Source organism: Sphaerisporangium viridialbum (genome assembly GCF_049674955.1).
Lineage (GTDB): Bacteria > Actinomycetota > Actinomycetes > Streptosporangiales > Streptosporangiaceae > Sphaerisporangium > Sphaerisporangium viridialbum.
Genome location: NZ_CP187232.1, coordinates 6,496,069 through 6,521,418, shown reverse-complemented (window position 1 = coordinate 6,521,418; position 25,350 = coordinate 6,496,069). Strand labels below are relative to the sequence as shown.

33 protein-coding genes and 1 pseudogene are annotated in these 25,350 nt (G+C 66.6%); 13 read left to right on the top strand and 21 right to left on the bottom strand.

Annotation, left to right across the window (positions count from 1 at the left end; genetic code table 11):
- Positions 1-96 precede the first annotated feature (96 nt).
- The 5 genes from ACOZ38_RS29525 to ACOZ38_RS29505 all read right to left on the bottom strand — a co-directional run bounded on the left by ACOZ38_RS29525 (position 97) and on the right by ACOZ38_RS29505 (position 2,948).
- Positions 97-333, bottom strand: a complete 237-nt coding sequence (locus tag ACOZ38_RS29525) for a hypothetical protein (RefSeq protein ID WP_424534418.1) — start codon at positions 331-333, stop codon at positions 97-99.
- Positions 330-1,784 carry an SAM-dependent methyltransferase gene (locus ACOZ38_RS29520; RefSeq protein ID WP_424534417.1) on the bottom strand — a complete coding sequence of 485 codons (1,455 nt, stop codon included), beginning with the start codon at positions 1,782-1,784 and terminating at the stop codon, positions 330-332. The genes ACOZ38_RS29525 and ACOZ38_RS29520 overlap by 4 nt, the downstream gene beginning before the upstream one ends.
- 135 nt (positions 1,785-1,919) lie before the next feature.
- A complete protein-coding gene (locus tag ACOZ38_RS29515) occupies positions 1,920-2,360 on the bottom strand; it encodes a hypothetical protein (RefSeq protein WP_424534416.1) in 441 nt (146 codons plus the stop codon).
- A complete protein-coding gene (locus ACOZ38_RS29510) occupies positions 2,353-2,742 on the bottom strand; it encodes a hypothetical protein (RefSeq protein WP_424534415.1) in 390 nt (129 codons plus the stop codon). The genes ACOZ38_RS29515 and ACOZ38_RS29510 overlap by 8 nt, the downstream gene beginning before the upstream one ends.
- Positions 2,739-2,948, bottom strand: coding sequence for a hypothetical protein (locus ACOZ38_RS29505; RefSeq protein WP_424534414.1), 210 nt, complete (start codon positions 2,946-2,948; stop codon positions 2,739-2,741). The genes ACOZ38_RS29510 and ACOZ38_RS29505 overlap by 4 nt, the downstream gene beginning before the upstream one ends.
- Positions 2,949-3,367: 419 nt before the next feature.
- Between ACOZ38_RS29505 and ACOZ38_RS29500 the strand changes: the two genes are divergently transcribed.
- Positions 3,368-4,753: a hypothetical protein gene (locus tag ACOZ38_RS29500; RefSeq protein WP_424534413.1), complete on the top strand. Its 1,386-nt coding sequence runs from the start codon at positions 3,368-3,370 to the stop codon at positions 4,751-4,753.
- Positions 4,754-4,781: 28 nt separating this feature from the next.
- A complete protein-coding gene (locus ACOZ38_RS29495) occupies positions 4,782-5,330 on the top strand; it encodes a GNAT family N-acetyltransferase (protein ID WP_424534412.1) in 549 nt (182 codons plus the stop codon).
- Here ACOZ38_RS29495 and ACOZ38_RS29490 read toward each other — a convergent pair.
- The 7 genes from ACOZ38_RS29490 to ACOZ38_RS29460 all read right to left on the bottom strand — a co-directional run bounded on the left by ACOZ38_RS29490 (position 5,327) and on the right by ACOZ38_RS29460 (position 10,589).
- Positions 5,327-5,620, bottom strand: a complete 294-nt coding sequence (locus ACOZ38_RS29490; protein ID WP_424534411.1) for a hypothetical protein — start codon at positions 5,618-5,620, stop codon at positions 5,327-5,329. The two genes, ACOZ38_RS29495 and ACOZ38_RS29490, sit on opposite strands and share 4 nt — an antisense overlap.
- Before the next feature lie 5 nt (positions 5,621-5,625).
- Positions 5,626-6,102: a hypothetical protein gene (locus ACOZ38_RS29485; RefSeq protein ID WP_424534410.1), complete on the bottom strand. Its 477-nt coding sequence runs from the start codon at positions 6,100-6,102 to the stop codon at positions 5,626-5,628.
- Positions 6,099-6,485 (bottom strand): hypothetical protein, encoded by a 387-nt coding sequence (locus ACOZ38_RS29480; RefSeq protein ID WP_424534409.1) that lies wholly within the window; start codon positions 6,483-6,485, stop codon positions 6,099-6,101. Before ACOZ38_RS29480 ends, ACOZ38_RS29485 begins: the two co-directional genes overlap by 4 nt.
- 702 nt (positions 6,486-7,187) lie before the next feature.
- On the bottom strand, positions 7,188-8,057 hold the full coding sequence (locus ACOZ38_RS29475) for an IMP dehydrogenase (protein WP_424534408.1): 870 nt from the start codon (positions 8,055-8,057) through the stop codon (positions 7,188-7,190).
- 6 nt (positions 8,058-8,063) lie between these two features.
- Positions 8,064-8,684 carry an IMP dehydrogenase gene (locus ACOZ38_RS29470; protein WP_424534407.1) on the bottom strand — a complete coding sequence of 207 codons (621 nt, stop codon included), beginning with the start codon at positions 8,682-8,684 and terminating at the stop codon, positions 8,064-8,066.
- Positions 8,685-9,199: 515 nt separating this feature from the next.
- Positions 9,200-9,361 (bottom strand): hypothetical protein, encoded by a 162-nt coding sequence (locus ACOZ38_RS29465; protein ID WP_424537106.1) that lies wholly within the window; start codon positions 9,359-9,361, stop codon positions 9,200-9,202.
- Positions 9,362-10,337: 976 nt separating this feature from the next.
- Positions 10,338-10,589 carry a helix-turn-helix domain-containing protein gene (locus ACOZ38_RS29460; protein WP_424534406.1) on the bottom strand — a complete coding sequence of 84 codons (252 nt, stop codon included), beginning with the start codon at positions 10,587-10,589 and terminating at the stop codon, positions 10,338-10,340.
- A 115-nt stretch (positions 10,590-10,704) separates the two neighbouring features.
- Between ACOZ38_RS29460 and ACOZ38_RS29455 the strand changes: the two genes are divergently transcribed.
- The 6 genes and pseudogenes from ACOZ38_RS29455 (at position 10,705) to ACOZ38_RS29430 (ending at position 15,824) form a co-directional block, all read left to right on the top strand.
- Positions 10,705-11,400 carry an HAD family hydrolase gene (locus ACOZ38_RS29455; protein ID WP_424534405.1) on the top strand — a complete coding sequence of 232 codons (696 nt, stop codon included), beginning with the start codon at positions 10,705-10,707 and terminating at the stop codon, positions 11,398-11,400.
- Between the two features lie 60 nt (positions 11,401-11,460).
- Complete coding sequence (gene fxlM, locus ACOZ38_RS29450) at positions 11,461-12,504, top strand: methyltransferase, FxLD system (protein WP_424534404.1); 1,044 nt, start codon at positions 11,461-11,463, stop codon at positions 12,502-12,504.
- Between the two features lie 35 nt (positions 12,505-12,539).
- Positions 12,540-12,749: a hypothetical protein gene (locus tag ACOZ38_RS29445; RefSeq protein WP_424534403.1), complete on the top strand. Its 210-nt coding sequence runs from the start codon at positions 12,540-12,542 to the stop codon at positions 12,747-12,749.
- 66 nt (positions 12,750-12,815) lie between these two features.
- Positions 12,816-12,983, top strand: a complete 168-nt coding sequence (locus ACOZ38_RS29440; protein ID WP_424534402.1) for an FDLD family class I lanthipeptide — start codon at positions 12,816-12,818, stop codon at positions 12,981-12,983.
- A gap of 172 nt (positions 12,984-13,155) precedes the next feature.
- Positions 13,156-14,936, top strand: a pseudogene (locus ACOZ38_RS29435) (lantibiotic dehydratase family protein); the annotation flags it as partial.
- A gap of 81 nt (positions 14,937-15,017) precedes the next feature.
- Positions 15,018-15,824 (top strand): thiopeptide-type bacteriocin biosynthesis protein, encoded by an 807-nt coding sequence (locus ACOZ38_RS29430; RefSeq protein WP_424537105.1) that lies wholly within the window; start codon positions 15,018-15,020, stop codon positions 15,822-15,824.
- Between the two features lie 86 nt (positions 15,825-15,910).
- On the opposite strand, the gene ACOZ38_RS29425 is transcribed toward ACOZ38_RS29430, so the two are convergent.
- The gene (locus ACOZ38_RS29425) at positions 15,911-16,489 is read right to left on the bottom strand and encodes a hypothetical protein (protein ID WP_424534401.1); all 579 of its coding nucleotides are present in this window, start codon (positions 16,487-16,489) and stop codon (positions 15,911-15,913) included.
- A 19-nt stretch (positions 16,490-16,508) separates the two neighbouring features.
- Positions 16,509-17,288, bottom strand: coding sequence for a DNA polymerase beta superfamily protein (locus tag ACOZ38_RS29420; RefSeq protein WP_424534400.1), 780 nt, complete (start codon positions 17,286-17,288; stop codon positions 16,509-16,511).
- Positions 17,289-18,133: 845 nt separating this feature from the next.
- Here ACOZ38_RS29420 and ACOZ38_RS29415 point away from each other — a divergent pair.
- The gene (locus ACOZ38_RS29415; RefSeq protein WP_424534399.1) at positions 18,134-18,574 is read left to right on the top strand and encodes a hypothetical protein; all 441 of its coding nucleotides are present in this window, start codon (positions 18,134-18,136) and stop codon (positions 18,572-18,574) included.
- A gap of 124 nt (positions 18,575-18,698) precedes the next feature.
- Complete coding sequence (locus ACOZ38_RS29410) at positions 18,699-19,202, top strand: VanZ family protein (protein ID WP_424534398.1); 504 nt, start codon at positions 18,699-18,701, stop codon at positions 19,200-19,202.
- A gap of 17 nt (positions 19,203-19,219) precedes the next feature.
- Here the strand turns inward: ACOZ38_RS29410 and ACOZ38_RS29405 are convergent, their stop codons facing one another.
- The 6 genes from ACOZ38_RS29405 to ACOZ38_RS29380 form a co-directional block, all read right to left on the bottom strand.
- On the bottom strand, positions 19,220-19,402 hold the full coding sequence (locus ACOZ38_RS29405; RefSeq protein ID WP_424534397.1) for a DUF7352 domain-containing protein: 183 nt from the start codon (positions 19,400-19,402) through the stop codon (positions 19,220-19,222).
- On the bottom strand, positions 19,399-19,548 hold the full coding sequence (locus tag ACOZ38_RS29400; RefSeq protein WP_424534396.1) for a hypothetical protein: 150 nt from the start codon (positions 19,546-19,548) through the stop codon (positions 19,399-19,401). The genes ACOZ38_RS29405 and ACOZ38_RS29400 overlap by 4 nt, the downstream gene beginning before the upstream one ends.
- Positions 19,545-19,880: a hypothetical protein gene (locus ACOZ38_RS29395; protein ID WP_424534395.1), complete on the bottom strand. Its 336-nt coding sequence runs from the start codon at positions 19,878-19,880 to the stop codon at positions 19,545-19,547. The genes ACOZ38_RS29400 and ACOZ38_RS29395 overlap by 4 nt, the downstream gene beginning before the upstream one ends.
- Positions 19,880-20,161 (bottom strand): hypothetical protein, encoded by a 282-nt coding sequence (locus ACOZ38_RS29390; RefSeq protein ID WP_424534394.1) that lies wholly within the window; start codon positions 20,159-20,161, stop codon positions 19,880-19,882. The genes ACOZ38_RS29395 and ACOZ38_RS29390 overlap by 1 nt, the downstream gene beginning before the upstream one ends.
- Entirely contained in the window at positions 20,158-20,493 is a 336-nt protein-coding gene (locus ACOZ38_RS29385; RefSeq protein ID WP_424534393.1) for a hypothetical protein, read from the bottom strand. The genes ACOZ38_RS29390 and ACOZ38_RS29385 overlap by 4 nt, the downstream gene beginning before the upstream one ends.
- Before the next feature lie 199 nt (positions 20,494-20,692).
- On the bottom strand, positions 20,693-21,268 hold the full coding sequence (locus ACOZ38_RS29380) for a chloramphenicol phosphotransferase CPT family protein (RefSeq protein ID WP_424534392.1): 576 nt from the start codon (positions 21,266-21,268) through the stop codon (positions 20,693-20,695).
- A gap of 82 nt (positions 21,269-21,350) precedes the next feature.
- On the opposite strand from ACOZ38_RS29380, the gene ACOZ38_RS29375 reads away from it, so the two are divergent.
- Positions 21,351-22,301 (top strand): PfkB family carbohydrate kinase, encoded by a 951-nt coding sequence (locus tag ACOZ38_RS29375; RefSeq protein WP_424534391.1) that lies wholly within the window; start codon positions 21,351-21,353, stop codon positions 22,299-22,301.
- Positions 22,298-22,951, top strand: a complete 654-nt coding sequence (locus ACOZ38_RS29370) for a hypothetical protein (RefSeq protein ID WP_424534390.1) — start codon at positions 22,298-22,300, stop codon at positions 22,949-22,951. Before ACOZ38_RS29375 ends, ACOZ38_RS29370 begins: the two co-directional genes overlap by 4 nt.
- A gap of 188 nt (positions 22,952-23,139) precedes the next feature.
- Here ACOZ38_RS29370 and ACOZ38_RS29365 read toward each other — a convergent pair whose 3' ends face one another.
- Complete coding sequence (locus ACOZ38_RS29365; RefSeq protein WP_424534389.1) at positions 23,140-23,613, bottom strand: hypothetical protein; 474 nt, start codon at positions 23,611-23,613, stop codon at positions 23,140-23,142.
- 450 nt (positions 23,614-24,063) lie between these two features.
- Between ACOZ38_RS29365 and ACOZ38_RS29360 the strand changes: the two genes are divergently transcribed.
- Positions 24,064-24,897, top strand: coding sequence for a DUF4259 domain-containing protein (locus ACOZ38_RS29360; RefSeq protein WP_424534388.1), 834 nt, complete (start codon positions 24,064-24,066; stop codon positions 24,895-24,897).
- The last annotated feature ends 453 nt before the right edge of the window (positions 24,898-25,350 follow it).

Genomic DNA, 25,350 nt, shown 5'->3' with positions numbered 1-25,350 from the left:
TTCCGGCCGCGTCTCTGCCACGGGCAAGAGGCGTGGCGAGTTTGCCCGGCCGGGGTGTCACGGCCCCGGGTATGGACAGGCGGGGGCCGTGACAGCTCAAGGGGTCAGATCGCGGAGACTCCTCAGGATGATCACCATTGTGTGGTGGTCCACCGGGGGGACACCGAGCCGCCACGCCGCCCGGTTGAGATCGGCCCGGGTGATGCCCCACTCACCCACCACGGCGGTCGCGGCTCGCCGGCACCGGTCCATCTCGATCATGTGCTGCACGGCGACTTCTGCTTTCGCCGCCACGTCACCCGGTGGGGCGCCTCCCGGCAGGGGGGAAGTCACGCGAGCACCAGCTCCCCGGTGAGGGCCGGGCGCCCGTCCAGCACCCTGGGAGGCTGCGGTACGCGGGCGACCGCGCCGAGCATGCGGATCCCCAGCACCGGCTGAGCGATGCCGTCCGGCCGCCACTGCTGCACGTCCACCAGGCCGGGGTCGAGCAAGGTGAACCCGTCGAAGATGGCCTTGATGTCAGCGATCCGGCGGAACACCGCCGGGGATGCTGCTTTGGCGTACACCTCGCGGAACCGGGTCACCGTCTCAGGAGGTGCCCCCTCATCGGTGCCGTGTGATACCACAAGCAGGCTCCCTGGGGCCATAACGGCGCGGAACACCCGGACGATGCTGCCCGGGTCGTCGGGGATGAAGTTCAGCAGCGACGTCGCGATCAACGTCACCGGCTCGGCGAAGTCGATGACCTCGGCCAGTTGGCGGATGACCTTTTCGGGGTCGCGGACGTCGCCATCGACGATGTGCACGCCGGCGCGTAACGCCCGGCCGTGGGACAGCACCACAGGGTCGATGTCCACACCCACGACGACCGCCTCCGGGTTGACCTGCCTGGCCACCTCATCGACGTTCGGCGACGTGGGGATCCCGGTGCCCAGGTCGATGAACTGGGACACCGCCGTGGCGCAGAACCCGACCGTGCGGACCATGAACGCCCGGTTCGCCTCCGCGAGGTCGGGCGCCTCCGGCATCATCTCGACCAGCCGATGCACCGCGCCCCTGTCGGCGGCGTAGTTGTCCTTCCCCCCGAGCATGTAGTCGTACATCCGCGCGGTCGACGGCACCCTCGTGTCTATCTGCGTTGGCTCGGAAACGGGGGGCCTCCACTGGTCCAGAGCAGGGCCATCAGTCATCGTGTGCTCCCATTCGTCGAATGCCCGTCCAGCGATGTGCATGGCGGCCGCGGTGATGTCGGCGGTGGAGGTGTGGTCCCCATCAGCGAGAAGCCCTTCCAGGGCGGCCACGACCCCCTTGGCGACCAGGTCCCCTTGCGGATGATCTGTGTCACCGAGAAGCGCGGCCAGGTGCGTGGCCGTCCACTCCCGGGATTGGCGTAGGTACTCCCCGCCTTGGGCGGCTTCCCGGTACAGAATCCGGGCTCTACGCGGGTCGCCGGTCACGAACCGCACGTACGCCTCGACGGCCACGCGTGTCCAGTCCTGCGGGTCCGCGCCCAGCCGCGACACCGCGTCTCGGACCGCGTCGATGGCGTCCTGCGCGCACCGGTCGTACACCAGTTTCAGCAGTTCCAGGCGACCATGCTGGCGGTCGGGGAAGCATTCGTAGAACGTGCGGGACGACACCGCCGCCTGCGCGGTGAGGTCCACGACCCGGGTGTTGTTGAACCCGACGTTGCCGAACAGGTCGTGGGCGGCGCCAATGAGCCGCTGCCTCTGATCAGCGAGCCGCTCCTCAGCCGTCTGCTTGGCGTATCTGCGGCCAGACAACGGACGTACCTCCAATCCCGGGTGCAATGCGATCTACCCAGCGTGCCGTCATTCGACCAGGCCTGCGCGGCGTGGAAGGGGCGGGAGGCCTGACGACTCGATGCGCAGGCCCCCAGCCCCTCGTCTGTGGGGGCGTCACCGGGACGCCGTATCCGGGAGCGGCTCGACGGCCGCAGCCGCCAGGGAGACAGCGCGGCGTGGTTCCCACCTGGCGGACTTCGGAACTTCCAGCGCATCCGCCGGCCACCGCTCGCGCGCCTGGAGGTACAGCACGGCGAGCCGCCGGGCAGCACCCTTAGCGGTGCACGCGTAGCTCATCAACGGCTTGCCGCGGGCACCCAGGCGCAGGGAGTCCCACCAGATGATCCGCCCATCGGTGCGGGCCACCAGGTTCAGCCACAGCGACAGCGCGGCCCCGCCGCCCTGCAACTCGTACGCGTTGGACGGCACGTTGCTGCGATCCAGCTCCTTCTTCAGTGCGAGGACGAGTGTCCGCGCGTCGGCAGGGGCCAGTTGCTGGGAGTCGGGTTTCCCCGCCGGGGGGATGCCGCCGTGGCGGGGCTTGTGGTCAGCCATTCGTTCCTCCCGCGTCGGCGGCCTTGCCGGGGAGCATGTGCTGGTAGTGCGGTGCCACGCGGCTTTCCAGGATGCTGGTCATCCACGCGATGCGCGTGGAGGCCAGTTCAGGCAGCTCCGAGTGGCCGACGTACGTGGTGAAGTCCCACGCGCTGACCTGCACCCACAGGTCCGGGTCGTCGGCGGCGTGAGCGCGGCACTGCTCCTGCGCGGTCTCCAGCGGCGACCGGCCGGGGACGATGTCCAGGCGCACGACGTTCCAGTCGGCTTCCCCCGGGGCGCGGGTCTCCAACTTGTAGCCGATGGACCGTACGCCGGCCGAGGAAGCGGCCTGCTGCGGCGCTTCGGCCCGGGGCGCCGGCGCGGGCGAGTCGCCGGTCATCGGCTGCCCTGGAACTCTGCCTCGATCATCGCCAGGTGGAGGTCGCCCACGCTGGGGGCTTCCACCGGGTGGGCGACGCCCTTGGCGTAGGGGATGCCGTAGAACCGGCGACCCCACTTGCCGTAGATGACCAGCCACCCCGGTCTGGTCATCGTGAGGTGCGCGGCGGTGGCCTCCTGCGCGGCGTCGAACCGCCCGGGGGGCACCGTGGCACGCGGGCGGCCGTGCCTGTGCCGGCCGGATGATTTGCGGCGTGAGGAAGGGATGTCGTGTGGTCTGGCTCGCTGCCCTCTACAGTCGTCCATTGGGTCGCACTCCAGTTGCGATCAAGGGACCCGCCGGTTTGATGGCCTCATCCGGCGGGTTCCGGTCTTTCCGCGTCATCGCGGCCGTGCACGGCATGTCTGATCAGCAGATCACCGAGGTGCCCGGTTTCCCAGGACGTTCCGGGGGTCTCTCCACCGGCCGTCTCAGGCTGTACCGGCCGTTTCACCGGCCCTTTTCGGCGAGCCGACCGGCCTTTGAGCGGCCTTTCGGGTGGCCGTTTCCCGGATACGGGCACGGTTACGCATCTCGGCCCTGTGAATGCTCCCCGTAGGGCCTACAGGGCCGTTACGTTAGGTGAGTGAGTCTCAGCAGCGGGAGCACGCGCGGGCCCGGGAACGCTTCGCTGAAGGCCGCGCGGCAGGCGAAGAGGTTGACGCAGGAACAGGCCGCGCAGGAACTCACCCTGCTGGCTGCGCAGCTGCACGCGGCCGGGACGATCAGGCACCTGACTGCGGTCTCCCCTCGCCAGTACCGGCGGTGGGAGACCGCCGCCCCTCCGTGGCCGCGCGCAGATCACCGGGTGCTCCTGGAGCACATGTTCGGCCACCCCCCGGAAGCGTTGGGGTTCACCCCGGCCTTTCCCGTGGGGCCGGTGCAGGACGCGGTCGTGTTCGCGCCGCTGGCGTCCCCTCGCGATGAGGGGCCCGCAGGTGGCAATCTCGATCCTGTGGATCGACGAACGCTGATTGCCGGGGCCGCTGCCCTCGGGTTGTCCGCTGTGGGTGCTGCGGACCTGCCGTGGTTGAAGACCGGCCAGTCCAGTGGGCGAGGGCCGAGCGTCGGGGCGCAGGAGCTGGAGCTGCTGCGCGCCACAGCGGCGGACCTGGATGCCATCGACCAGCGGTTCGGCGGCGACCGGCTGCTGAACCTGGCGCACGCCAACCTGATGTGGGTGCACCAGCTCATCGAGCACGGCACCTACAGCGAGCCCATCGCCCAGGACCTGCAAGGCATCGCCGGACAGCTCACCATCTCGCTCGGGTGGTACTGCTACGACGCGGACCGGCAGGAACTAGCGCGGGTGTACTACACCGAGGGGCTCAACAACGCGCTGCTGGCCGGCGACACCGCGCTGGCCACGCGGGTGCTGTCGAACATGGCGCGGCAGTCAATCGACTTGGGCAAAGGGCGGGAGGCGCTGCGGTTCGCCCGGCTCGCGCAGGTCCACGCCGGCGACTGGTCGGCGCCGCCCCGCGTGCAGGCGCTGCTCGCGGTCCGCGAAGCGCAGAGCCAAGCCACGCTCGGCGACGACGTCTCGTTCCGCGCGGCGATCAAACGCGCGTGGACCGAATTCGATCGCGGCGACAGCGACCGTGATCCGAACTGGGTGGCGTTTCTGAACCCGGCGGAGATGACGACGCTCGAAGGGATGGGGCGTCTTCGCCTCGGCCAGCACCGGCAGGCCGTGCAACTCCTTGACCAGGCGGCGGCTGGTCAGCCGTTGGAGTTCAGCCGGAACCGCAGCATGGCGCTCGGCAGCCTCGCGCACGCCGCAGTGGGCGCGCAGGAGTTGGATCGTGCGGTGGACGCGACCCACGAGTCTCTACATCTGGTGGAAAGCGGGCTAAGCTCCACGCGCGCGAAGCGGCAACTCGTCGTGGTCCGTGATGGGCTGGCCCCGTACCAGTCGTCGTCTGGGCGGGTTCGAGAGGTCACCGAGCGCCTGGCCGTGAACATCGCCTGATCGGGCGCGACGACAAGGAGGTGCGGCGGTGACCGACCTCGAGATGAAGTACCACGCCGGGCCCGCAGTGGAGGTCCTCGCTGATGAGCTGGTGGACCTGTTCGGCGTGGTGTGGAGGATCCCGCCGTACGCGGGTAACCCGCGGTTCTCGGCCGCCGTGTTCGGCAAGAACCTGCGCGCCGCGATGAGCATAGACGGGTGCGGGGTGCTCGCCGGCCGCATCGACGGACAACTCGTCGGGTGCGCCTACGGGTTGACCATGCCGGGCGACTGGCCGTCGTGGGTGACGCTCGGGGACGCCCGCCCGCAGGAGGTCCAGGAGGCGGCCGACGCCGGGCAGGTGTTCTGGCTGCGGGAGCTGATGGTGCTGCCAGACCACGCCCGGCAGGGATTCGGCCGGCAGCTGCATGACGCGATGCTGGCCCTGCGCGAGGAGCCGTGGACGGCGCTGCACTGCATCGTGGACAACGAACCCGCCTACTCCGCCTACCCGCGGTGGGGGTACCAGGTGATCGGCCGGATCGAGGCGTCGGAGGACGCCCCGGCCTACGACGTGATGCTCCTGCCGCCCACCTAGCGCAGGAGTCCGGCGAGCAGCCGGTCGGCTTCGCCCACCTGCCGGTCGGCCCGGTACGGCACCCACGCGGCGCGCAGCGCCCGTAGATGGCCGGTCACCCTGGCCGAGGACACCCCGGTCAGGTCGTCACGCAGGTCGAGCACGGTGGCGGCTGAGGCCTCCGGCTGGCCGCGCTGCGCTTGGACGTTCGCCAGGCGGGTGCCGATCAGCGCGCGGGCGCGCCGCTCGATTGTGCGGCGCGTCCCCACCGACGCGGCGAAGTGCTCCTCCCCGGAGGGCAGATCCCCCAACGCCGTCAAGGTGAGCCCGGTCTGGTGCTCCAGGGAGAACAACCAAGAAGCTGCCTTGAGCAGAGTCTTCTCTTCTGTCTCAGTGTCGGCGCGAGTGCAACTCGGTGACCCCCCCTCGACTTGTCCAATTCGGCTGACAGTGCGGTGTGGTCGACGGTGAGTTGTCGGATGGTCTCGGCGTAGATCTGCACGAGTTTTCGTAGTTCGGTGTTCTCCTGGCGGACCCGCTGCAGGGTCTGTTGGGCCGTTTCTGGGACGTTGTTTCCCGGGTCGTCAGCGGCGGGTGGCCGGGTGCGTTGGGCTCGGGGATGGAAGTAGCCGGTGATCTGGTGCTGGTAGTGCCGGTAGAAGGTGGCGTGCCGGATGCCCAGGCGGCGTTCGACGGCGGTGATGGTGGGCGCTCGTCCGGTTTCGGCGGACTGGGTGAGCACCTGGTCCATGGCCTGCTGGACTTGCTCGTCGGTGGGCAAGGTCTGCGTCATGCGGGGTCCTGGTTGCTCGAGTGGCGGTGGAGGAACGTGGTGATCTCCTCGCTTTGCTGTTCCATTCGTCGCCGTGGATAGGGTGCCAGGGCTTCACCATCACCGAGCGCTTGGTCCAATTCGTGCAGGTGGCCGGTCAGAGTTGTGCGGTTGCCGGCGTCGAGGGCGACATTGCGGCAGCGCAGCGGCTGGCAGTCTCCCAGCGAAGGACCGTCGTGCTTGTCGTCCTCGCGACTGCATAGCGCTCGTTCGGGGACGTAGATGCAGGTGACGAAGCTGCCGGGATAGATGTGTGGATCGTGGCGGGTCATCAGGCGCTTGAGCCGGGCGCGGTCGGTGACGACTTTGCCGGAGAAGTTCGCCTGCTGGGCGAACTGCTCCAACCGGACTTCGGCTTCGCCGTGCGGATGGTCCGGTGAGCTGGCGGTGCTCGGTGGTGCTGACCAGATCGAGAAGCTTTTCGCCGCGGGCCATGGCCTGTTCTGCTTCGACCTCTGGCCGGAATCCTGATTCGGAGGTTCCGCTGTAGCCCTCGAACATCTGGACGCTCAAGTGCCGGTAGGCGATGGCGCCGGCGATGCTGCCGCCGGGGCGGCGCGCGATGAACCAGGCCAAAGTGCGCCGGAACTGGCGGGCGTTGACCCTCCAGCGTTGCCCGCGGACGAGCGGGATGATGTCGGTGAGGCCGTGGGTGGCGCAGTAGTCGTTGATCCAGTCGATGAACTCGTGGATGTCCCTGATGGTCTGGGTGCTGGTCTTGGACCGCTGAGGATCGACACGGTTTTGATGCATCGAGCTGGACAGCACCGAGAACAGGACGTCGTTGTCGGGTCTGGCCAGCCGTTCCAGGACGCGGACGGCGGTCTCGACCGGCTGGCCAACGACCCAGGTGGCTTGGACGCCGCGGACCTCGCTCTCGCCCTTGAATGCCAAGCTGGTCAGCCGGCGCCGGTAGGTGCGGCCGCGTTCGTCGGCGGCGGTGCTCAGGCAACCGCGGGTGAGGTGTTTGACTACTGGCGGGAGGGGTTATTCCGACTGTGCATTATTCCCCCTCCGGCCAGTAGTCCGTGGCTCTTGGCAGCCTCTCAGGCGACGGTCGCCGGGGTGTCCCGCAGGGTGACGTTGGCGTGGCTCTCCTGGAAGCTCTGGTCGGAGACCAGGGTCAGCCGGGCTGTGGACTGGAATTCCGGAAGTGTGACCGAGCCGCAAGACACCATCGTGGTCTTGAGTTTGGCGATGGTCACGGCGAGCCCTTCATTGAGGTCGCCGGCGTAGGGGACGTAGCCGTCGACGCCTTCCTCGAAGATCAGTCCCTGGCTGCCCTGGCCGTAGCGCTGCCAGTTGCGGGCACGGTTCGAGCCCTCGCCCCAGTACTCCTTCACGAAGCCGTCGCGGGTGGGGAGCTTCGCGCCGGCCGCCTGGTCGAAGCGGGCGAAGTAACGCCCCATCATGACGAAGTCTGCTCCCATCGCCAGCGCCAGGGCCACGTGGTAGTCGTGTACCAGTCCACCGTCGGAGCAGATCGGCACGTACTCGCCAGTGCGATCGCGAAAGGCGTCCCGGGCCGCGGCGACGTCCAGCACCGCAGTGGCCTGGCCGCGGCCGATGCCCTTCTGGTCGCGGGTGATGCAGATGGAGCCGCCGCCCACGCCGCCCTTGACGAAGTCCGCGCCGGCCTCGGCAAGGAAGGTGAAGGCTTCACCGTCGACCACATTGCCACCGCCGGCCGGGATCTCCGGGTAGTGCTTCTTCACCCAGGTGAGGGCTTGCGCTTGCCAGTCGCTGTAGCCATCGGAGGAGTCGAAGCACAGCGCGTCCGCGCCCGCCTCCAGCAGGGCGGGGACGCGCTCTTGGTAGTCGTGGGTGTTGATGCCCGCGCCCACGCGCAGGCGCTTGGCGGTGTCCACGGCCTGGTTCGGGAAGCGCTTGTTGTCCGCGTAGTCGGACCGGAACACCAGATGCTACAGATGGCCCTCGGTGTTCAGCACCGGGAGGCAGTCGAGCCGCTGGTCCCACAGCCGTGCGTTGGCCTCAGAGAGCGTGGTGTCGGCACCGGCGTGGGGCAGATCGGCGATGGCGGTCATCCGACCGCTCACCGGTCCGTCGAGGTCGTGACGCTGGGGATGGAAGTCGCGGGAGGTCACCAGGCCGAGCAGCCGGCCGGTGGCGGTGCCGTCGTGGGTGACCGCGGCGGTGCTGTGACCGGTGCGTTGCATGATGGCGACCAGGTGGCTCAGGCTGTCGTCCGGGCGGACGTTGGTGTCGCTGGTGACGAACCCCGCCTTGAAGTTCTTCACCTGGCGAACGGCTGCGGCCTGGTCCTGGATCGACTGGTTGTGGTGCAGGAAGCTCAGTCCGCCGTTGCGCGCGAGCGCGATCGCGAGTTCCGGTGTGCTGACAGCCTGCATGATGGCGGACGTGAACGGGGAGCCCAGTTCGATCGCCGACTGCTCGCCCACGACGTGCCGCACCAGGGGCGTGGACAGGTCGACCGTCGCTGGCGAGCAGTCGGTCCGGGTCCGGTTCGGCAAGAGCAGAAACTCGTTGAACGTCCGTGAGACCTCGGCGATGATCTGTGCCACTCGTTCCTCCTGACCCGTCGACCGGGGCCCGACTGCCCGGCCGTGAAGATGGCCGCGTGTCCCATGACCCGGGCAGGCAGTGTCGGCATGGCAGCTGTGGAGGTGCCACGAGCTGCGGCAGAGCCCTGACCAGCCTGTGTTGAACCGGGTGCGGTCGTGACCTGGCACCCTATCGACTCCCCCGCCGCCGCACGAATCTTCTCCTCTTCACCGGCGATCGCCGGTCGCTGGTGGCTCCTGCTGGTCCTCGGCGCGTGCTGGCCTCATGGTAGCTGTACAACCATTTACACCACTAACGCCCCCTCCCACTTCCTCCTTGGCTGCTACGTCGAGAACGAGTCAGGAAACACGTGGAGCTACGTACAGCACAGGGAAAGTGGTTGGGTGGGATGGGTATGGGATCTGTACTTGGATGGCGGGGGGAGCTACGTCGCTTGTGGTTGGCGACTAGGGGAGAAGATAGTCCCGAAAGTCGTTAAGTAGCAGGCTTTCGCTAATGCTCTTAGATTAGAGAACTACAGGCCTTCGAGTTCCCTGACAGCTTGGTCGACGCTGTCACGCAGCTCTAATTGTTGTACTAGATTGTGCCGCTCAAAAGAGCGCATGATATCGGACGGTGTCGCAGCTATTAATAGGCGCCCCTCGTGACGGTTCAGCCGCTTCACCGCAGCGATAATAGCGCTAAGCCCCCGCCTCGTCGTAAGAGCTTACTTTTCAATGTTAAGGACGAGCAGTGGAGGAGAGAGTCCATCTATGGCCGAGACGATTTCGTCTCGAAGTCGAGCTGGCGAATCCTGGCCGAGTTCACCGCTCAGATGCAGGACAGCGCACTTGGGATGGTGCTCAAAGCGTATCTTCAGACCTGGCACTTCGTTGCTTAGCATGAAATAGATCTCCCTGCGCTAATGGAACAACGCTGGTCACCTGCCATTAAATTTTACAGTTTGACCGGCGCACCGTCACCGTGGCTGATGGGCGCTGTCTATAGATCGGCAATCTTGATCTTGAAACTGTGCGGGTTCGTGAGTGCTGCGTCTCGCGTTCCATCTCCGCGGCCATCGCCGCGACCCCGACGGCGAACTCGAGCCGGACTGGGAGAGGGCACAGCCGTACAACCGCGCCTCCAGGGGCTGGTGTGCTGGTCAGCACGCCTGTCCCCCCTCGGTCACGCCCACCTCAACTGCCTGGGCCGCTACGCCATCACCCCGTCGGCCCCCAGCCAGGGACTCCGGCCGCTGCGTCCACCCACCAACGGGCAGGACGACGTAGAGAAGGTGGACTGACCGGTCCCCTTCCAGCAGCAGGCGGCAGCGCCGGGGAAGACGCTGCCCTTTCGCTGAAGTCTTCGAGAGCCTGAATCCGTTGGCACCCACCTGGGAGCTGTTGTTACTCTGGCGGAGTTCCTTCGGTCTGCTCTGGGCCTGCTGTGCCCTAGAAAAGAGATTTTGTGTTCCGGCCAGCGCCGAGCGCGCCTCGCTGCACCGCCTAGCCGTCCGTCTCCTTGATGCCGTCCCTCCTGGACGGTGACCGGACGTGATTTTTCCGGTGCCCTGACCCAGCCCACACCCCCATGCCGGCACTCATGTCGCGGCGTATGGGGTGGGCGTCTTCGTCGAGGTCGCTCGGCCTGCTCTTGCTGTCATTACAGACTTCTCAGCAAGGAGCACCCCGGGTGTCCAGCACCAACAAGACCCTCTCGAGCACGCCACACAACATCCTGACCGACACTTTCGCCTGCGCGTGGTGCGGCAGCACCGGCAGCGACGGCACCTTCAAGCCGCGCTCGATCTGAGACAGGTACTCCTCGCTGATGCCGCAGAGCCCGGCGACCGCAGCTTGCTTACGCCGCTTCTTCTCGCGCCAGTAGCGAACCCGTTCACCCACGGGGAGCTCGGGCAACCCCATTGCGGCACCTCTCCTGGTCGATGCGTTGAGCTAGGACCAGGCCGACCACAGCATGGCCTAGTCGTGGCTTGTGTGTGACAGTTTGTAGCACGTCAGCTGACGAGTGTAGGGGAACATGCCGGCTCGCCGGATTGTGCTTTGGGACATCGACCACACTCTCGTCGATACCCGGGGAGTGGGTCGCGCTTTGTCTGCTCAGGCATTCGAGAAAGTCACCGGCCTGCCGATGCAGCAACAGGCGAAAATCGACGGCATCACCGAGGCGGTGATCTTCCGGGAGACAGCGAAGTTGCACGGCCTGACGACCAACCGACACGACTTCGAGCGGTTCGCTGAGGCGCTTGCTGAAGCGCACATCGAACGGGGAGATGAGCTGCGGCAACGCGGACATGCGCTGCCAGGAGCGGGCGCTGCTCTCAATGCCCTCGCCGCAGTACCCGGTGTCGTCCAAACGGTTCTGACTGGCAATGTCCGTCGCGTCGCTGAGATCAAGCTCAAAACATTCGACCTGGACCGCCATATTCGGTGGGATATCGGCGCGTTTGGTGAGGATAATGACGAGCGCGCCGGGCTGGTTCGGATTGCGTTGACACGGGCGACATCGGCATTCGGTGAACCGGTCTCTGCGACAGATGCTGTGCTGATCGGCGACAGCCCTGCCGATGTCGAGGCCGCGCTGGAGATGGGTGTGCCGGCTATTGCGGTGGCGTCGGGCCGCAGCTCCGCAGAAGACCTCCGCAAAGCTGGCGCCCTTCGCGTCTTGCTCAGTCTTGAAGGCACAGATGCTTTCATGGCTCTGATGTCTGAGTGACCCTGCACGTCTAGCACAGCAGGGTGGACGCATCGGCGTCCGGGGGCCATCTACACCGCCATGACCGCCACCCCGGAAGGGCCTCGCGGCCCAGTCTTCGAGCAATACGCTGGCAGGATGGGAATCCCTACGACTTCGACTGTCTCGAGCGGTTCCGCCGATGTCCTACGCAGCGCGATGGTCGACACGTTGCTGAGCTGGGGAGGCGTCCGTACGGCGTCGGTCGAGGCCGCGATGCGTTCCGTGCCAAGGCACCTGTTCGTGCCTGAGGCCTCCCTGGAGCGGGCTTACGGGCCGGAGTCGGTGGTCACGCACCGGGACGCGGATGGGATCGCGATCAGCTCCGCGTCCGGTCCGGGCGTGGTCGCGGCGATGCTGGAGCAGCTGGATGTCCAGCCGGGGCATCGGGTGTTGGAGATCGGCGCGGGCACCGGCTACAACGCGGCGTGCCTGGCAGCGCTTGCCGGCCCGTTCGGTCAGGTGACCACGGTCGACATCGGGGCGGACATCGTGGCGGGAGCCCGACGCGGTCTGGCGGCTGCGGGCTATGAGTCCGTGTGGGTTGTCCACGGCGACGGCGAGGACGGCTACCCGCAGGGCGCACCTTATGACCGGATCATCGTGACGGCGGGGGCGTGGGATGTGCCGTCGGCGTGGCGGGAGCAGTTGGCGCCGGGTGGCCGGCTGGTCGTCCCGTTGCGGATCCGGGGGGTGACCCGGTCGGTGGCGTTGGAGCTCGACGGCGACGTGTGGCGCAGCGTGTCGATCGAGGAGTGCGGGTTCATGCCCATGCGGGGGCCGGGAGCGGTCGAGGAACGCAACGTGGAGTTGCCTGTCGACAGCGGGGTGAGAATCCGTGTCGACGATGGGCAGCCGGTCGAGGTGGATGCGCTCGGGTCCGCTCTGGGTGTCTCGCCGGTCCTGGTCTGGTCGCAGGTCGTGGTGCCGTGGAAGCCGTTCGACCATCTGGATTTCTGGTTGGCCGGTGCGTCGGCGGCGGTCTGCCGGATCATCGTGCTCACCCGCGCCTTGGAGGCGGGGCTGGTGGCGCCGATCTACACGTGGGGCAGCATGGGCTGCTACACCACCGACACGCGTACCTGATCCGTCGCCCTGCCGGCAGCGGCACCGACGAGGCCATGGTGGAGTTGGGGGTGTGCGCGTACGGGCCTGGCGGGGAACGGCTCGCCGGTGAGATGGCCGACCGGGTTCGGGCGTGGGGTCAGGCCCGCGGCGCGCTGGCCGGTCTGCGGATCGAGGTCCATCCCGTGGGGAGTACCGACGTACCGGCTATGGTCGTGGCCGATAAGCGGCACAGCAGGGTGTTCGTCATCACGGCCCCGGCTTGATGGGCGCGTTCCCGCCTTCGGGGAAATCTTGAGACATGCCGCACACGGCGGCGTATCGTCCTGGCTATGAGCCATGTCGAGTCTCCAGCCGATGTGATCGCCGACCTGTTCGACCTGTTCGACCTGGACGCCCAGGTAGGACCGCTTCACGAACTCCCCAGCGGCATGGACTCCGAGGACTGCACCAGCGACACCTGCACCCAGAGCTGCATGGGCTGCGCACCACTTTCCTGAGCGGGCATGCGGAGGTGCTGTTGGATGGTGTGAGGAGTCGGGTGTGGCACGTCGTGTCTTCGTTCCCTTCCCCGCCGCCCCGGCATTGGCGCGGGTCCCGCTCCTTCCGCTGACCTTCCCCGGTGAGACGGGTGTGGGGGCGGAACCGGTTGATCCGCTGGTCCGCGAGGGGATGTTCCTGGCGTCCAGGCAAGCGGACACGATCGTCACCGGAGCCTTTGAGCAACTGCGGGACGGCCGCGGTGCCGCGACCATGCGGAGCTACACGCTCCGGGCGCGGTCACGGCCCACACCACATGGCGTATTCGCCGGTGTCGCCTCCGCGCCCTTCTCCGAACGTGGCGGTCTGCGCGGTTTGACCATGGGGGGTGAGCATCGGGCCCGCAGCGTCCCCGACCCCGGATGGCTCGCCGCAGTGTCCGCCCGCGCTCTCGACGACCCAGACGTTCTGCCGCCGCTCACCCTGTCCGCCAACAACATGGTGGTGCGGCGGGGCGAACGGCTGGAACATGAACGGCAGGCGGAACCGGGGACGGTCGGGGTGCGGCGGGTCACCGTCCGCGCGACCGACGCCACCACCCTGATCATGAAGGTGTGCACGCGCGGGGCGCAGTGGAGCGAGGTACTCGACGCCGTCACCCGCACCTGGCCCGAAGCGCCCGAACCATCGGCCCGCAGCGTGGTCCTGGAGCTCGTGCGGCGCGGGTTCCTGCTGACCGACCTGCTCCCGGACTGCGGCAGCGACGACCCGCTGGGGCACCTGTTGCGGAAACTCCCCTTGCGCAGCGCCCTGCGGGACGAGCTGACACTGATCCGTCAGCACCTCGCCGACGCCGACACGTTCCCGCCGGGCGTACCCGAGCGGCGAAAGGCGCTGGCGGCCGCGCGGGCCGTCGCCGACCGGGTACTCGTCCACGAGCGGCCGTTCTGTGTCGACGTGGCCGTCGACGCCCATTTGGTCCTGCCGGTGAGACTGGCGGAACAGGCCGCCGACGCCGCGGGAGTCCTGTGGCGGATCGGCAGCCACTCAGACCCACTGGCCGGCTACCACGACCGGTTCGTGGCCCGGTACGGGCGGCACCGGTTCGTCTGGTTGGTCGACGCGGTCGACCCCGTCGTCGGGATCGGTGCCGAGGTGACGGACACCGAACCGGCGACGCAGACGGAGTCGATGACCGTACTGGCCTCGTTGATCGCCTCCGCGATCGAGCAGCGCCGCGTTGAGGTGGAGCTGGACGAGGCGACGGTGGAGGCGTTGGCAGCGGCCAACGGAAGCGACGACGCTTTGCCACCACCGACCGCCGAAGCCTATGTGCGGGTGATCGCCGACTCGCCCGAAGCCGCAGCCTCCGGACGCCTGCGTCTGGCAGTATGCCCCGGCGGTCACACCCAGGACGCGGGATCGTCGTCCGGCCGGTTCGCCTCACTCCTGCCTGGCCTGCGGGAGGCGGACTACCAGGATCGGGACACGGTGGTCGCGGAACTGGTGGTGGCAGCGCGCACGCCATCCGGAGCGACGCTGGCTCCTGCGACCGGCTTCGCGAAGCACCGGATCCCTCTCGGTGTTCCGGTACGCCCTGAAGACCTGAAGGTGGATGATCTGCTGCTGGTCTCCGACGGGCAGCGTCTGTTGCTGTGGTCGGCCGGCCTGGACCAGCCGATCATCGGGTGCTGTACTCGCGCCTGTCGCCTCACCTGCTCCCGCCGATCGCTCAGTTGTTGCGGATGCTCGGGCACCACGGATGCCGCCCTTGGCGGACATGGTCATGGGGACCATTGGCGAGCACGCCGTTTCAGCCGCGTGTCCGTTACCGGACCACGATCCTCACCCCGGCCCGATGGGTCATGCCGGCTTCAGTGACCGGTGCCGCTCACCGCTCGACTGGCTGGGACGCCGCCTTGGAGGAGTGGCGGACGACGACCGTCCCGGCCCCGCCGGATGTCGTCGTCGTCCAGGATCACGACCGGGCACCGCCTGTGGACCTGCGACGAGCCGACGACCGGGCACTGTTGCGCCGCCACGTCAGGCGAGGCATGAACGCCGTCACCGAACAGCCAGGCGGACCGGGCGCCGTTCAAGGCGTGGTGGCAGGGCCGACCGGGCAGCACGCCCTGGAGCTCGTGGTCTCACTCGCCAGCGCGCAGGCACCCGCCACCCCGGCGCTCCGGCCCTCCACCACCGCCAGGCCGGTGCGACGACCGGGCGAGGGACTCCGCTTGCCCGGTAGCGACTGGCTCTCCCTCATGATCAGCACCCCCGCGACCTGCCAGGACGAGGTACTCACCCGCGTGGGCACCCTCGCTGAGGGCCTTCACACGCAGTGGTTCTGGTTGCGGTACGCCGATCACACCGGTCCTCATCTGCGGGTCCGATTCCACCACACAGACCCCGTCGATCTCGGCGGTCGTGTCCTGCCCGCGATGTCCGCTCTGGTCGCCGATCTCATCGGGGACCGTCTCGCGAGCGGCTTGTCCGTCGAGCCCTACGATCAGGAGATTGAACGCTACGGCGGCAGCCCCGAGGCGATGGCGGCCGCAGAGCGGGTGTTCATCGCGGACTCCCGCGTGGCCCTGGCCGTGCTGACGGCGACGTCGGACGCCGACCAGCGGATGGTCATCGCGGCCCTGTCCGCCGCGACGATCGCCCGCACCATCGCTGACGGAGATCGTGCCGCACTCGACGGCCATCACGTCGACCGTGGCACCCGCCGCAGGCTGGCGGAGTTGCGGCCCCAAACACGAGCAGCGGCCAGGATCGAGACGACCGGACTGCTGATGCCGCCCACCGACCCGGCGTGGGTAGGCCCTGGCCCACTACCGCAAGGACCTCACCTACTCTGAGCGCGGCTGGGCCTGAGCATGGACGACGCCGTGGACCTCGCGTGCTTCAGCTATCTCGCCGGCGCCCGGGTGCTGGCGGTGGATCGCTACCCCGCCGCCGACACCGGCACCGAGGTCCACAGCGTGATGTCCTTCATGTCTTGGGCGCTGATGTGGTTACCTGCTCGAAGGGCGCCAGCGTAGGCGTTGATCCCGAGCTTGCCCGTTACGGTCACGCTGGTCGCCGCCACGAGGGAGCGAAGGAACTCCTCAAGAGCAGCGCCGGCCAGCGTGATCGGCGCGGCGGGATGGATGTTCCTGCCGTCGTTCAGGAGCTGTTGGACCTGTTCCATCAGGTCCGTCGCAGCTTCCAGGCGGGCACTTACCACGAATGGCTGGATGTCGGCCATACCGCTCTCGACGAATTCGATCCATAGGTCGAGAATCGTGGCCATTCCGGTGATAGCTGCGTTGGCGTACATGTTGCTGTCGGTACGGAACACATTTTCGGCTGATTCTAAGAACTGGGTGCCAGGAGCATGACGGCGCAGGAACTCCAAGACTCCCGCTGCTATCGGTCGTACTATGGGCGCCTTGACGACGTTGGTGTTCGTTAAGGCCCAGTCCTTCAGCCTTGCGGATTCCTTGCGAGCCCATTCGATGAGCTTGGCTTGTTCCTTGTCCATTCCCTGATTCTCCTGGACTTCAAGGCGTCCACGCGCCCTGGTAAGCGTGACGAGCCATCGGTTGACGCGATGCATGTCGGGCTCGTCGGGCAGGTCGCAGGTGGGGATGAGCTTCTCGAGTTCGTTCTCGGACCGCGACCTTGGTGTACTTGCCCAGCCGGATGTCCACGATCATGGATCGCCAGGGTTCCGGCATGGGCAGCGTGATGCGCCCGGTCTGCAGGAGCTCGATGCCCTGGGCTCCGAGGCGGATCATGTGGCCGGCATATTTCGTGTCGTACCCGTACTGCTGGATCAGCTCGGGCCGGTTGGTGCGGGTCCCGTTGGGGTGTTCCACCATGCGGTCCCACTGGGCGCGGAGGTAGCCGAAGAACCGGTCGCCGGCGCGGCGGGAAAGGATCACGTCGGCTTGGCCGCGCAGGTCCTCGCCCAGCGGGGTGATGGTGACGATCTCCTCGGGCGGGACGAACAGCGGCAGCAGCACGGTGGGGTTTCCGGTCACGGCCAGGCGCATCCATTTGCGTAGGGAGTAGATCGTGAGGTCCAGGTCGCCTGGCCCGGAACGCGCTCCCTCCGGTTGGGTTCGGAAAACGTACTGGTCGAAGTGTTCGAGGCCCAGCCCGTAGCCGGTGAGCCCGATCACGTATTCGGCAGGCTCGACGCAGATGCTCATCTCGTCGCGGTCGTCGGTGCCGGCGATGGTGGTGCCGTGGACGCTGGAGCCGACCTGGCAGCGCAGGATTGTCAGCTCGTCTGTGATGGCGCGGAACTCCGGTGTGGAGTGCTTGGTCCCGCTCATGCTTCCTCCTGGAGTCGGCGTGCCAGCCGGAAGGCCGGGGCCGGCTTACGTGACTGCTGGCGCCGGTGGGCGCGGATGCTGAGCAGAACGCCGATGGCGATTCCGGCCGCGGCCGGGCATTGGCCGTGACGACGAGATTGGCAGCGTTTGTAGGTCGGTGGTGTCCATCTGCGGTCTAGTGTGCGCAAATGTTGATGAGATTGAGTACCACTGATTTCGTTACGGCTGGAGTACAGCGCCGCTACTGCGCGCGAGGCGGGCGTCATGGCGTCGCAGACTGACAAGGTCGGGCTTACGCGTCGATCCGTCGCGAATTACGTGCGGGTTGTCGTGCCGAGCGATCGAGCGCAAGCTCCAGGTCAGCCACCGCACGGGAACCAAAGCGCTGACTGGTGACTGGCCGACTCCGAGGAGTCGCCGCCTCGCAACATTCGGCTAGATCCATACAGGCGTCATCGACGAGATGCTACGGGTGGATTCGAACGCCGCAAAGAACCAGCGGCATATGGCCAAACATACCCGGAGGACAGCAACGGCCGCAGTCCTTCAATTCGGCGACGGCTCAATCTTCATCGACAAAGATTTGCTAACGATGCTGCAGTTGCATCTGATACCTGAGTGATCAAAGTGCAATATGAAAAATATGCATGGCCATATATGATCAATGCGACTGATATAAATTATGTGACTCAATTCACATTTACTCTCCTATTGCCGGATGATTTGATCTCATTGTCAAGCATTCAGCCTGTCGGGGGATGTCGAATCGCTGCACCGAATGACAGTCATTCTGCATTCCTGGACACATCAAAAGCGGCAGGTTAAGCAACCGGAGAGGATCCAGCATGAAATCGATCACCCGAGGCATGTCTATACTAGTAACATTCCTGCTCGTAAGCATCGGCCTGGGAGTCTTATCGTCGGCCGCAAATGCAGATGTCAGCAGCTGCTCCCCGTACGTCCACATGGGGACCGCCTCTGGAGCAATCCAGAACGGCACACTTCGCGCCGGCTTCTGCATGGGCAGCGGAAATCTCAAACTCGTCAACCTGGAGTACCAGAAGACCTCGGGGAGCTCTACGACAATCAAGTTGGGCTATCAGAAGACCAACTCTAGTGGTGCAGGTGCCGAAAGTGCTACCTATGGGTCAACGCAGACGGTTTCGTCTGGAAACACCGCTGTCGAATCGCTCTGGGTTGACCGTTCGCCGGGGTGCTACCACGGCGTGATGCTCAACACGGCAACCGGCTTCCAGTACGTTACATCAGTATGGGGATCCTGTTAGACTTCACGACCGGTAATCTTTGCAGTGCGCGATGAGTAGCATCGCGCACTGCAAACTGTATGAAAGAAGTCTTGTGATAAATATACCCGTGCCTATACAGGTACTTCTGTCTAATATGACTCTCTTGATTCCCGTTGCAAGCATTCTGGTCGCATTAGTTATCGCCTCAATACCGGCATCCAGATGGCTTGCTCGGCGCACAGGGGCCGGCAGGGGTGTTTCCTTCATATTTTTCTTGGGGGGTGCCGGCGTACTTGCTGCAACCCTCCCGTATCGCATCAACTACTATGGGTTCCTTTTTTGTGAAGTGCACGGCCTGTTCGGGATGGCGAATCTATGGGATCCTCAAAACTATCTGAACACCGCGCTTTACGTGCCGCCAGCTTTCTTTGGGTATTTAGTGTTTCGCCGACCCGTCGTGCTGGCATTGGGACTCGCAGCAGGTTCCGCCGTGATCGAAGCGCTTCAGATGTTTTCGGACAGGGTCTGCAGCACGACCGACTTCACCTTCAACGTGATCGGTAGCGTTGTGGGGATCGCCGCTGCGCGGATCCTCACAACGGCACTGCAGAAGCTCCGGTACCGCAGCGATGAGCGACGAGTGGATACAATCGCCTCTAGACAGTGATCATTTTCCACAGCTGGTCAGACACGATCCGGACCCAGTTGGTAGAGGTGCCAGACCAGGCCGTGCGGGTCGCGAGCGGCTGTGCTGCGGTGGATCGCCGTTGCGGGGATCGGTTGCCCGGTGCCGAACACCTGGAATGTGCGCTCGACGGCGGGGGTGCCGCGGTGCCGTTCGACCCAGAAGTCGACGCCTGCCGTCATGGTGCCGGAGCCGCAGGTGACGGCATGAAGACCTGCTCCAGGCCGAGCAGCAGCAGCGCGCAGACGACCCACGCGGGCGTCCCGGCCGCGACCACCAGCGCGTACGCGGAGGTGAACGCCAGCCCTTCGGCCGCGAGCGGGATCACGGCCAGCGTGACCCCGGGCCACGACGGCGAGCCAGACGGGGAGCAGGAAGAAGCCCTGGACGTTGGTCATGAGCCGCCGCGTCACCGTGCCCAGGACCGTAGTGCCGGTAGGCGGGGTCCCGTTTCGCCCCTGCCCCTCCGGGGACCGCCGCAGAGGGTCCATCCGCCGTGGCCGGCAGCAGCACCCGCCCGGCACGCAGGAAGTACTGGCCGGCCCCCACCAGCGTGGCCGCCACCAAGGTCAGCACGCCCACGACCGGGCACACGTAGAGAAACCCGAAGTACATGCACGCGACCCACAACGCGATCAGGAACACCACAGCGATCGGCATCAGCGTGCCTCCCGCTTCGCGGCTGAGGAGCCGCGCGGCCGCCGGTCGGGGAGCGGGGTGCGGTTCCGGGACGGTTCGGCGCGGGGCATCAGTGGGGCTCGCGTTTCCAGGGAGGGCCGCGTCGTCCCTTCGCCATGTCCCGCAGCCGCCACGAGGGTGTCGAGGTCGGCGCGTTTCACCTCGACGTAGTCGGAGGCCTCTTCGCCGAGCTCGGTGGTGAGCTGGTCGTGCTCGGCAAGGTCGCCGGCGATGCTGGCCAGCGCGCGGGTCAGGTCACTCATGATCGATCTCCTTGCGGTAGTCGGCGGCGATGACGCGCGGGCGATGACCTCGGGGCGTCTTCGGCGTAGGAGTTCCGCAGGTCCCGTTCTGCCTCGGCGATGATCCCGGCTATGCGCTGGACCTCGGCGGGGTCGGGTGCGGGTTCGGCGTCTGCGAGGTCGGCGGCCGCCGCGTAGTTCGCGGCGTGTGCGCGGGCCTCGGCTGGGGTCATGTACTCCGCGTCGCGCGGGTGGTGCGCGACGACGCGCCCCTGGTCGACCCAGTGCCTGAGGAGGTCCTCGTCGTCGGGCCGGTCGAGGATGATGACGTCGCGGCCCATCACCCGGTACATCCGCGTGGTGAGACGGTCGAGCTCCTTGGCCAGGAGCGAAAAGGAGACCCTCTTGATTTTGTTCGCGAGAACCGACCGCAGTGGTTCGTGCCTTCCGACCGCACTTGGACGGCTGGGACCGTGATTTTTGTTCGCTGGAATTGACCGCAGTCTGGCAGAGGTGTCGGTCCGGGGCCAGGCGTTTCAGCCTCTGTACTGGTCAACCAAGGAGTGCGGATCTGAGGCGGTCGAAGGCTCGCGGGGTCGGGAGGTGGCCGAGGGACTGCTTGATGGTCAGGGCGCAGTCACGGGGGCTGGCGGTGGTGGTGTCGCATTCGATGTCGTAGCTGCCGTAGGAGTGGACCTGCCGGAGCTGCGCTGCTGCCTGCCCGGGCTGCCGGTCGCCGCGTGTTTTCTCCCGCCGTGCCAGTTCCTGTTCTGAGCAGCGGACGCCGATGAAGACGACGTCTAGGCCGCTGAGGACGGTGAGGCAGTCCAGCAGGCGCCACTGCTCGCTGAGGACGTGGTCGACGACGAGGTCGTTGCCGGCTTGGGCCATGCCCGCGACCGCACGGTGGAAGCCGGCCCGGGTCCGGGCCAGGACGGTGGCCAGTTCGCCGGGGTCCAGCTCCAGCGTGCGCTGGCGGGCGCGCATTGCGTTGATCGCATCGACGGGCATGTGGAAGAAGGGGCGGTCCAGGACGAGCAGGAGCTGCTCGGCGATGCCCGATTTACCCGAGCTGGATGTCCCGTTGAGGAAGAGGATCTGCCCGGTCCGGGGTGCTGCGGAACTCATGGCTTCATTCTGGCGGGCTCGAAGAGGCGCTCGCCGTCGCTGCCGCCGAGGAGGAAGGTGAAGCGGTCCAGGTCGGCGCGGAGTGCGTCCAGGCCGTAGGCGGGGTGCGCTCTCTCATCACGAAGCGCATCCGGCATGTCACCATAAGGCATATTGTGCGGTCAAAACTCATGAACAACGACTTCGCTGGAACAGGTCCGCGGTCACACTCGGCGAGCAACTGCGGTCAACTGTCACCCACTCCCTGGCCGGCGACGGGCCGATCACCGCCATCACCGCCCGCAAACTCGGGCTGCGCACCGCGCTCAGCGCCAACCACGTCGGCGCCGACACGACCGGATCGGCTCTGCTATCGCGGCTGGACACCGCCGGCGTACAACACCGGCTGTCCCTGCGGGCCCGCACCACCACCTCCGAGCTGACGGTGGTCACCGACCAGGCCCGCACCCGCACCTGGCTCGCTCACCTCACCCAGGCCTACATCGGCCTGGCCGACGCCGACCTCACCGCGCTGACCCGCGCCAAGCTCGCCTACATCGACTGCTACCAGGTGCTCACCACCGACGCCGCCCGAGCCATCACCGCGGCCGCCCACGCGGGCGTCCCGCTGATGCTGAACCTCGGCGGTGACCCGCTGCACCCCGGCATCCAGCGCGCCGCCTCCCACGCACACCCCGCCGTCGTTCAGACCAGCCTGCCCGAGCACCAGGCGTACCTGGCCGACGAGGTGGCCGACGACCTCGCCGCCCGGTTGACCCCCGCCGTTGTCCTGGTCACCCTCGGAAGCCAAGGCGCGATCGCCCACCAGCCCGGCGCACGCTACCGCGCCCCGGCCGGTGAGGGCCCGATCGCACACACCCACGGAGCCGGAGCCGCGTTCTCCGCCGGATTCGCCGCCTCCTACCTGGCCGGCCATGACATCCCCACGGCCCTGCACCACGCCTGCCGCACCGGCACCGCGCACTGCGCCCCACCGGGCAGCCACCCCGGCCGTCCCGGCGACGTACTTCCACCGTCAGGAGTATCGGCATGACCGTGATCGACGACCACGCCCCCGCCCTGCGCGCCGTGGACTGGAACGACACCACCCGAGTCGAAACCAGCGCCGCAGGCATGCTCGCCACACTCGCAGCCGACCCCGCCGCGCTACGCGCCGCCGTCGAGGCCATCAGCGGCGATCCTCATCTGCAGCAGCTGTGCGAGCACTACGACATCCTCGACAAGCTCGTCCTGCACGACGACCCATCCGGGTTCCGCGTCCGCGTGCATCTGTTCGGCCCGGACCACTACGACCGGCCGCACAACCACCGCTGGACCTACTCCGCCCGGCTGTTGTCGGGCAGCTACACCCACACCCTCTACGGCACCGAGGAAGGCTTCGACGAGACCACCGACGTCTCGGAGCTCCATCCCAAGTTGGTGCGCACCGAGCGCACCGGTGACGGCTACACCCTGCACCACACCATGGTCCACGCCGCGGTCGCCCAGCCCGGCACCGTCTCCCTCATCGTGCGAGGACCCGCCGTCAAGGACCGCTTCCTGGTCACCGACCGCGCCACGGGCCAGGTCTGGTGGCAGCACGGCGCCGCCCAGGAATCCCCCGCCGAAGCAGCCGCCAAGCGCATGCGCCCCGACCGGTTCACCGACTGCCTGCATGCGCTGGACAAACTCGGCATCATCTGACCGGCACAGCCGGCGCCGGCGGCCCGGTGCCGGCCTCGGGCTGTTCACGAGTGTGTTTGACCTGGGATGGAGCGGGTGTCTGGAAGATCGCTTCTTGTCCTCAGTGTGATCATTTCCCGGAGCCGTATCGGTGCTATCGCGGTTCCTGCGCGGATAGGTGCCGTTCGCGGGTTGCAGGGCTTGTGGTGTTATGAGGGAAGCCATGAAGGCCACCACGGTAGAACGCAATCGCCTGGGGTGCCCTCCGTGGCCACGTCGTACAGAGTCATCGCTATCGGTCCGGCGATGGAACCGGCAACGGTGAGAGCCAGCAGGATGAGGCCTGGCCATGTGCGACCGGCCAGCCAGGGCAGCCGGGCCAGCAGATGGAATGACAGAGCGACAAGCGCTGACAGTACTGAGATGATCGGAAAGATCGCGAATCGGCTCAGGGACCAGAAGGTGCCGGCGAAGTTCTCTCCCGCGCCCAGGTCGCCCAGGCAGTAGACCTGCGCGTTAGCCACCAGGTAGATATCGAAGAAGGTCCCGAACGTGGCGCACGCCATGGCGATGATCGCGGAGAGCCCGCATCCGAACGTCCAGTAGACCTCCCGACCTTCCGGCATTCTCCACTTGATCACGGCGCCATCAAAGCAGACACGTATGCGAGCGATGCGCAGCACTTGTGAGGATCTGGTGCAGAGTTCATCCATCGAACCCGGCGCTTCGGATCTTCAAGGGACGGCTGGAGGCTTAGAGAGCCCGGCAGTAGGGGCATTGGGTGGCTTGGTGATTGTCCGGGGAAGCGAGGCAGGCACGAGCCTGAGTGATCATTGAGTTGTCTACGCTCAGTGATCACCGGAGGGCTCGTGCCTAGCGGATCCACACGTAGAGGCTGTCCGTGTACAGGTGGACCGTCGGCCGCTCGGCACCCGAGGCGAGGGCGTCGGCGACGGCGGACTTGCTGGCGCCCGGCGGTCCACCGAGTAGCAGCAGGCTGCCGGGCCGCGGGACGCGGTGAAATCTTTGGTGGGTGCGGCTCCCCTTGAGGGACTGGGTTGATCAAGCGGACGGGGCCTCTTGTGCTGGTGAGACCATATAGCCTGACCGGCGCATATCTCCGGAAAGGCTGCATGGTGGACGACTGGACTCTCTTCGAAGGCCCGTTTGACAGCGATGAGGCGTCAGATGCCATCGCCAATCTTGAAGAGCAGGAGGATGTCGCTGCCGCGATGGCGGAGGCACTTACTGAGTTCCTTGAGGACAGCCAGGAGTACGTGGAGGAGGGCTACGTCGAGTCGTCGTTGGCGATCAGTTGCCTGGTCGCTGCTCAGATCTCGGGCATCGCGCCGGACGAGGTCGCCCATCACTGGCTCGACCGTAACCCGTTCACCCTCGATGACGATCTGCGCGATCTGGCTGCTGCCGCCTTCGCCCTGGCCACCCGGCCCCAGGAGAACTACCTCGCCGAAACTTACGACCCCCAGTCCTGGACAGAGTTCATCGCTCACCTCGAGCCCTACCGCAAGGCTCTGCACGGCGAGCGCCAAGATCCGCCGGAGCCTTTCGTCCCGAACTACTCCGACCCGCAGCGGCCATGGCTGCGGGTCTACTGGAGCGACGACCGCGGCAGCCTGCCCCGCGATAGCTCCTACCAGCGCAGATCAGACCAACTCGTCCAGGCCGTCAACGGATCCCGCCAATGGCGGGCCTGGTGGCAGAGCTCCAGCCTGCAAGAACTGATCCTCTTTGGAGACCTCGGGCCGGGGCCGCGCACCGAGCGAACTTCCCGAGGACGGACGACAGCCGAGTCCTGGTTCGGTTTCGACCACACCTACGATCTCGGCGACGCCACACCAGAGCAGGTCGTGTCCGACCTGCGCACCGGCCTGTCCCGCATTGGCGATTACCTTCGGCTTGGTCCGCCACCCGAGTTCAGCGACTTCGAGGTCCAGGACCTGACGTAGGAATCGGCCGATGGGGTGCCGGCGAGCCGCCGTCTCCCGCTGCGCCGACTCCTCCGGCAACGAGCCCATCGCCACCACCGCCTCGCGCGCCTGCTCACACGGTAGACAACGACTCCTCGCTCAGACAGCCCGACCGCAAACGCCCAGCTCAACCACTCCCTGGGGTGGAGCTGCACCCATCTTTGGTCGACAATCCAGTCTCCTTACCGGGTCTTTGATATCGACCGGAGTCTAGCCTCGAGAATTTCGTTGGCTTTGTCGGCTGATAAAGAAAATTCCGTCAAGGGTGCCGGATGTGATGTTGGCCACTCCTGGATTTGCGTGACTCGTAAACGCGCCGAGCTGCTGACCTGGCCTGATGCCGCGAGGCTGGCGCTTTATGAAAGAGCAAGACTGTTTCCCCTGATTTAGTCATCGCACCCGCGGCCGGGTTGGCCAGCGCAGCGAGAACGC

Coding starts and splice junctions, on each gene's coding strand:
- ACOZ38_RS29515 (WP_424534416.1), bottom strand. CDS start 2,360: ATGGCTGACCACAAGCCCCGCCACGGCGGCATCCCCCCGGCGGGGAAA.
- ACOZ38_RS29510 (WP_424534415.1), bottom strand. CDS start 2,742: ATGACCGGCGACTCGCCCGCGCCGGCGCCCCGGGCCGAAGCGCCGCAG.
- ACOZ38_RS29485 (WP_424534410.1), bottom strand. CDS start 6,102: ATGACGCAGACCTTGCCCACCGACGAGCAAGTCCAGCAGGCCATGGAC.
- ACOZ38_RS29460 (WP_424534406.1), bottom strand. CDS start 10,589: ATGGGGTTGCCCGAGCTCCCCGTGGGTGAACGGGTTCGCTACTGGCGC.
- ACOZ38_RS29455 (WP_424534405.1), top strand. CDS start 10,705: ATGCCGGCTCGCCGGATTGTGCTTTGGGACATCGACCACACTCTCGTC.
- fxlM (WP_424534404.1), top strand. CDS start 11,461: ATGACCGCCACCCCGGAAGGGCCTCGCGGCCCAGTCTTCGAGCAATAC.
- ACOZ38_RS29445 (WP_424534403.1), top strand. CDS start 12,540: ATGGTGGAGTTGGGGGTGTGCGCGTACGGGCCTGGCGGGGAACGGCTC.
- ACOZ38_RS29440 (WP_424534402.1), top strand. CDS start 12,816: ATGAGCCATGTCGAGTCTCCAGCCGATGTGATCGCCGACCTGTTCGAC.
- ACOZ38_RS29430 (WP_424537105.1), top strand. CDS start 15,018: ATGAACGCCGTCACCGAACAGCCAGGCGGACCGGGCGCCGTTCAAGGC.
- ACOZ38_RS29425 (WP_424534401.1), bottom strand. CDS start 16,489: ATGGACAAGGAACAAGCCAAGCTCATCGAATGGGCTCGCAAGGAATCC.
- ACOZ38_RS29420 (WP_424534400.1), bottom strand. CDS start 17,288: ATGAGCGGGACCAAGCACTCCACACCGGAGTTCCGCGCCATCACAGAC.
- ACOZ38_RS29415 (WP_424534399.1), top strand. CDS start 18,134: ATGAAATCGATCACCCGAGGCATGTCTATACTAGTAACATTCCTGCTC.
- ACOZ38_RS29405 (WP_424534397.1), bottom strand. CDS start 19,402: ATGACGGCAGGCGTCGACTTCTGGGTCGAACGGCACCGCGGCACCCCC.
- ACOZ38_RS29395 (WP_424534395.1), bottom strand. CDS start 19,880: ATGCCGATCGCTGTGGTGTTCCTGATCGCGTTGTGGGTCGCGTGCATG.
- ACOZ38_RS29390 (WP_424534394.1), bottom strand. CDS start 20,161: ATGAGTGACCTGACCCGCGCGCTGGCCAGCATCGCCGGCGACCTTGCC.
- ACOZ38_RS29385 (WP_424534393.1), bottom strand. CDS start 20,493: ATGTACCGGGTGATGGGCCGCGACGTCATCATCCTCGACCGGCCCGAC.
- ACOZ38_RS29380 (WP_424534392.1), bottom strand. CDS start 21,268: ATGAGTTCCGCAGCACCCCGGACCGGGCAGATCCTCTTCCTCAACGGG.
- ACOZ38_RS29370 (WP_424534390.1), top strand. CDS start 22,298: ATGACCGTGATCGACGACCACGCCCCCGCCCTGCGCGCCGTGGACTGG.
- ACOZ38_RS29360 (WP_424534388.1), top strand. CDS start 24,064: ATGGTGGACGACTGGACTCTCTTCGAAGGCCCGTTTGACAGCGATGAG.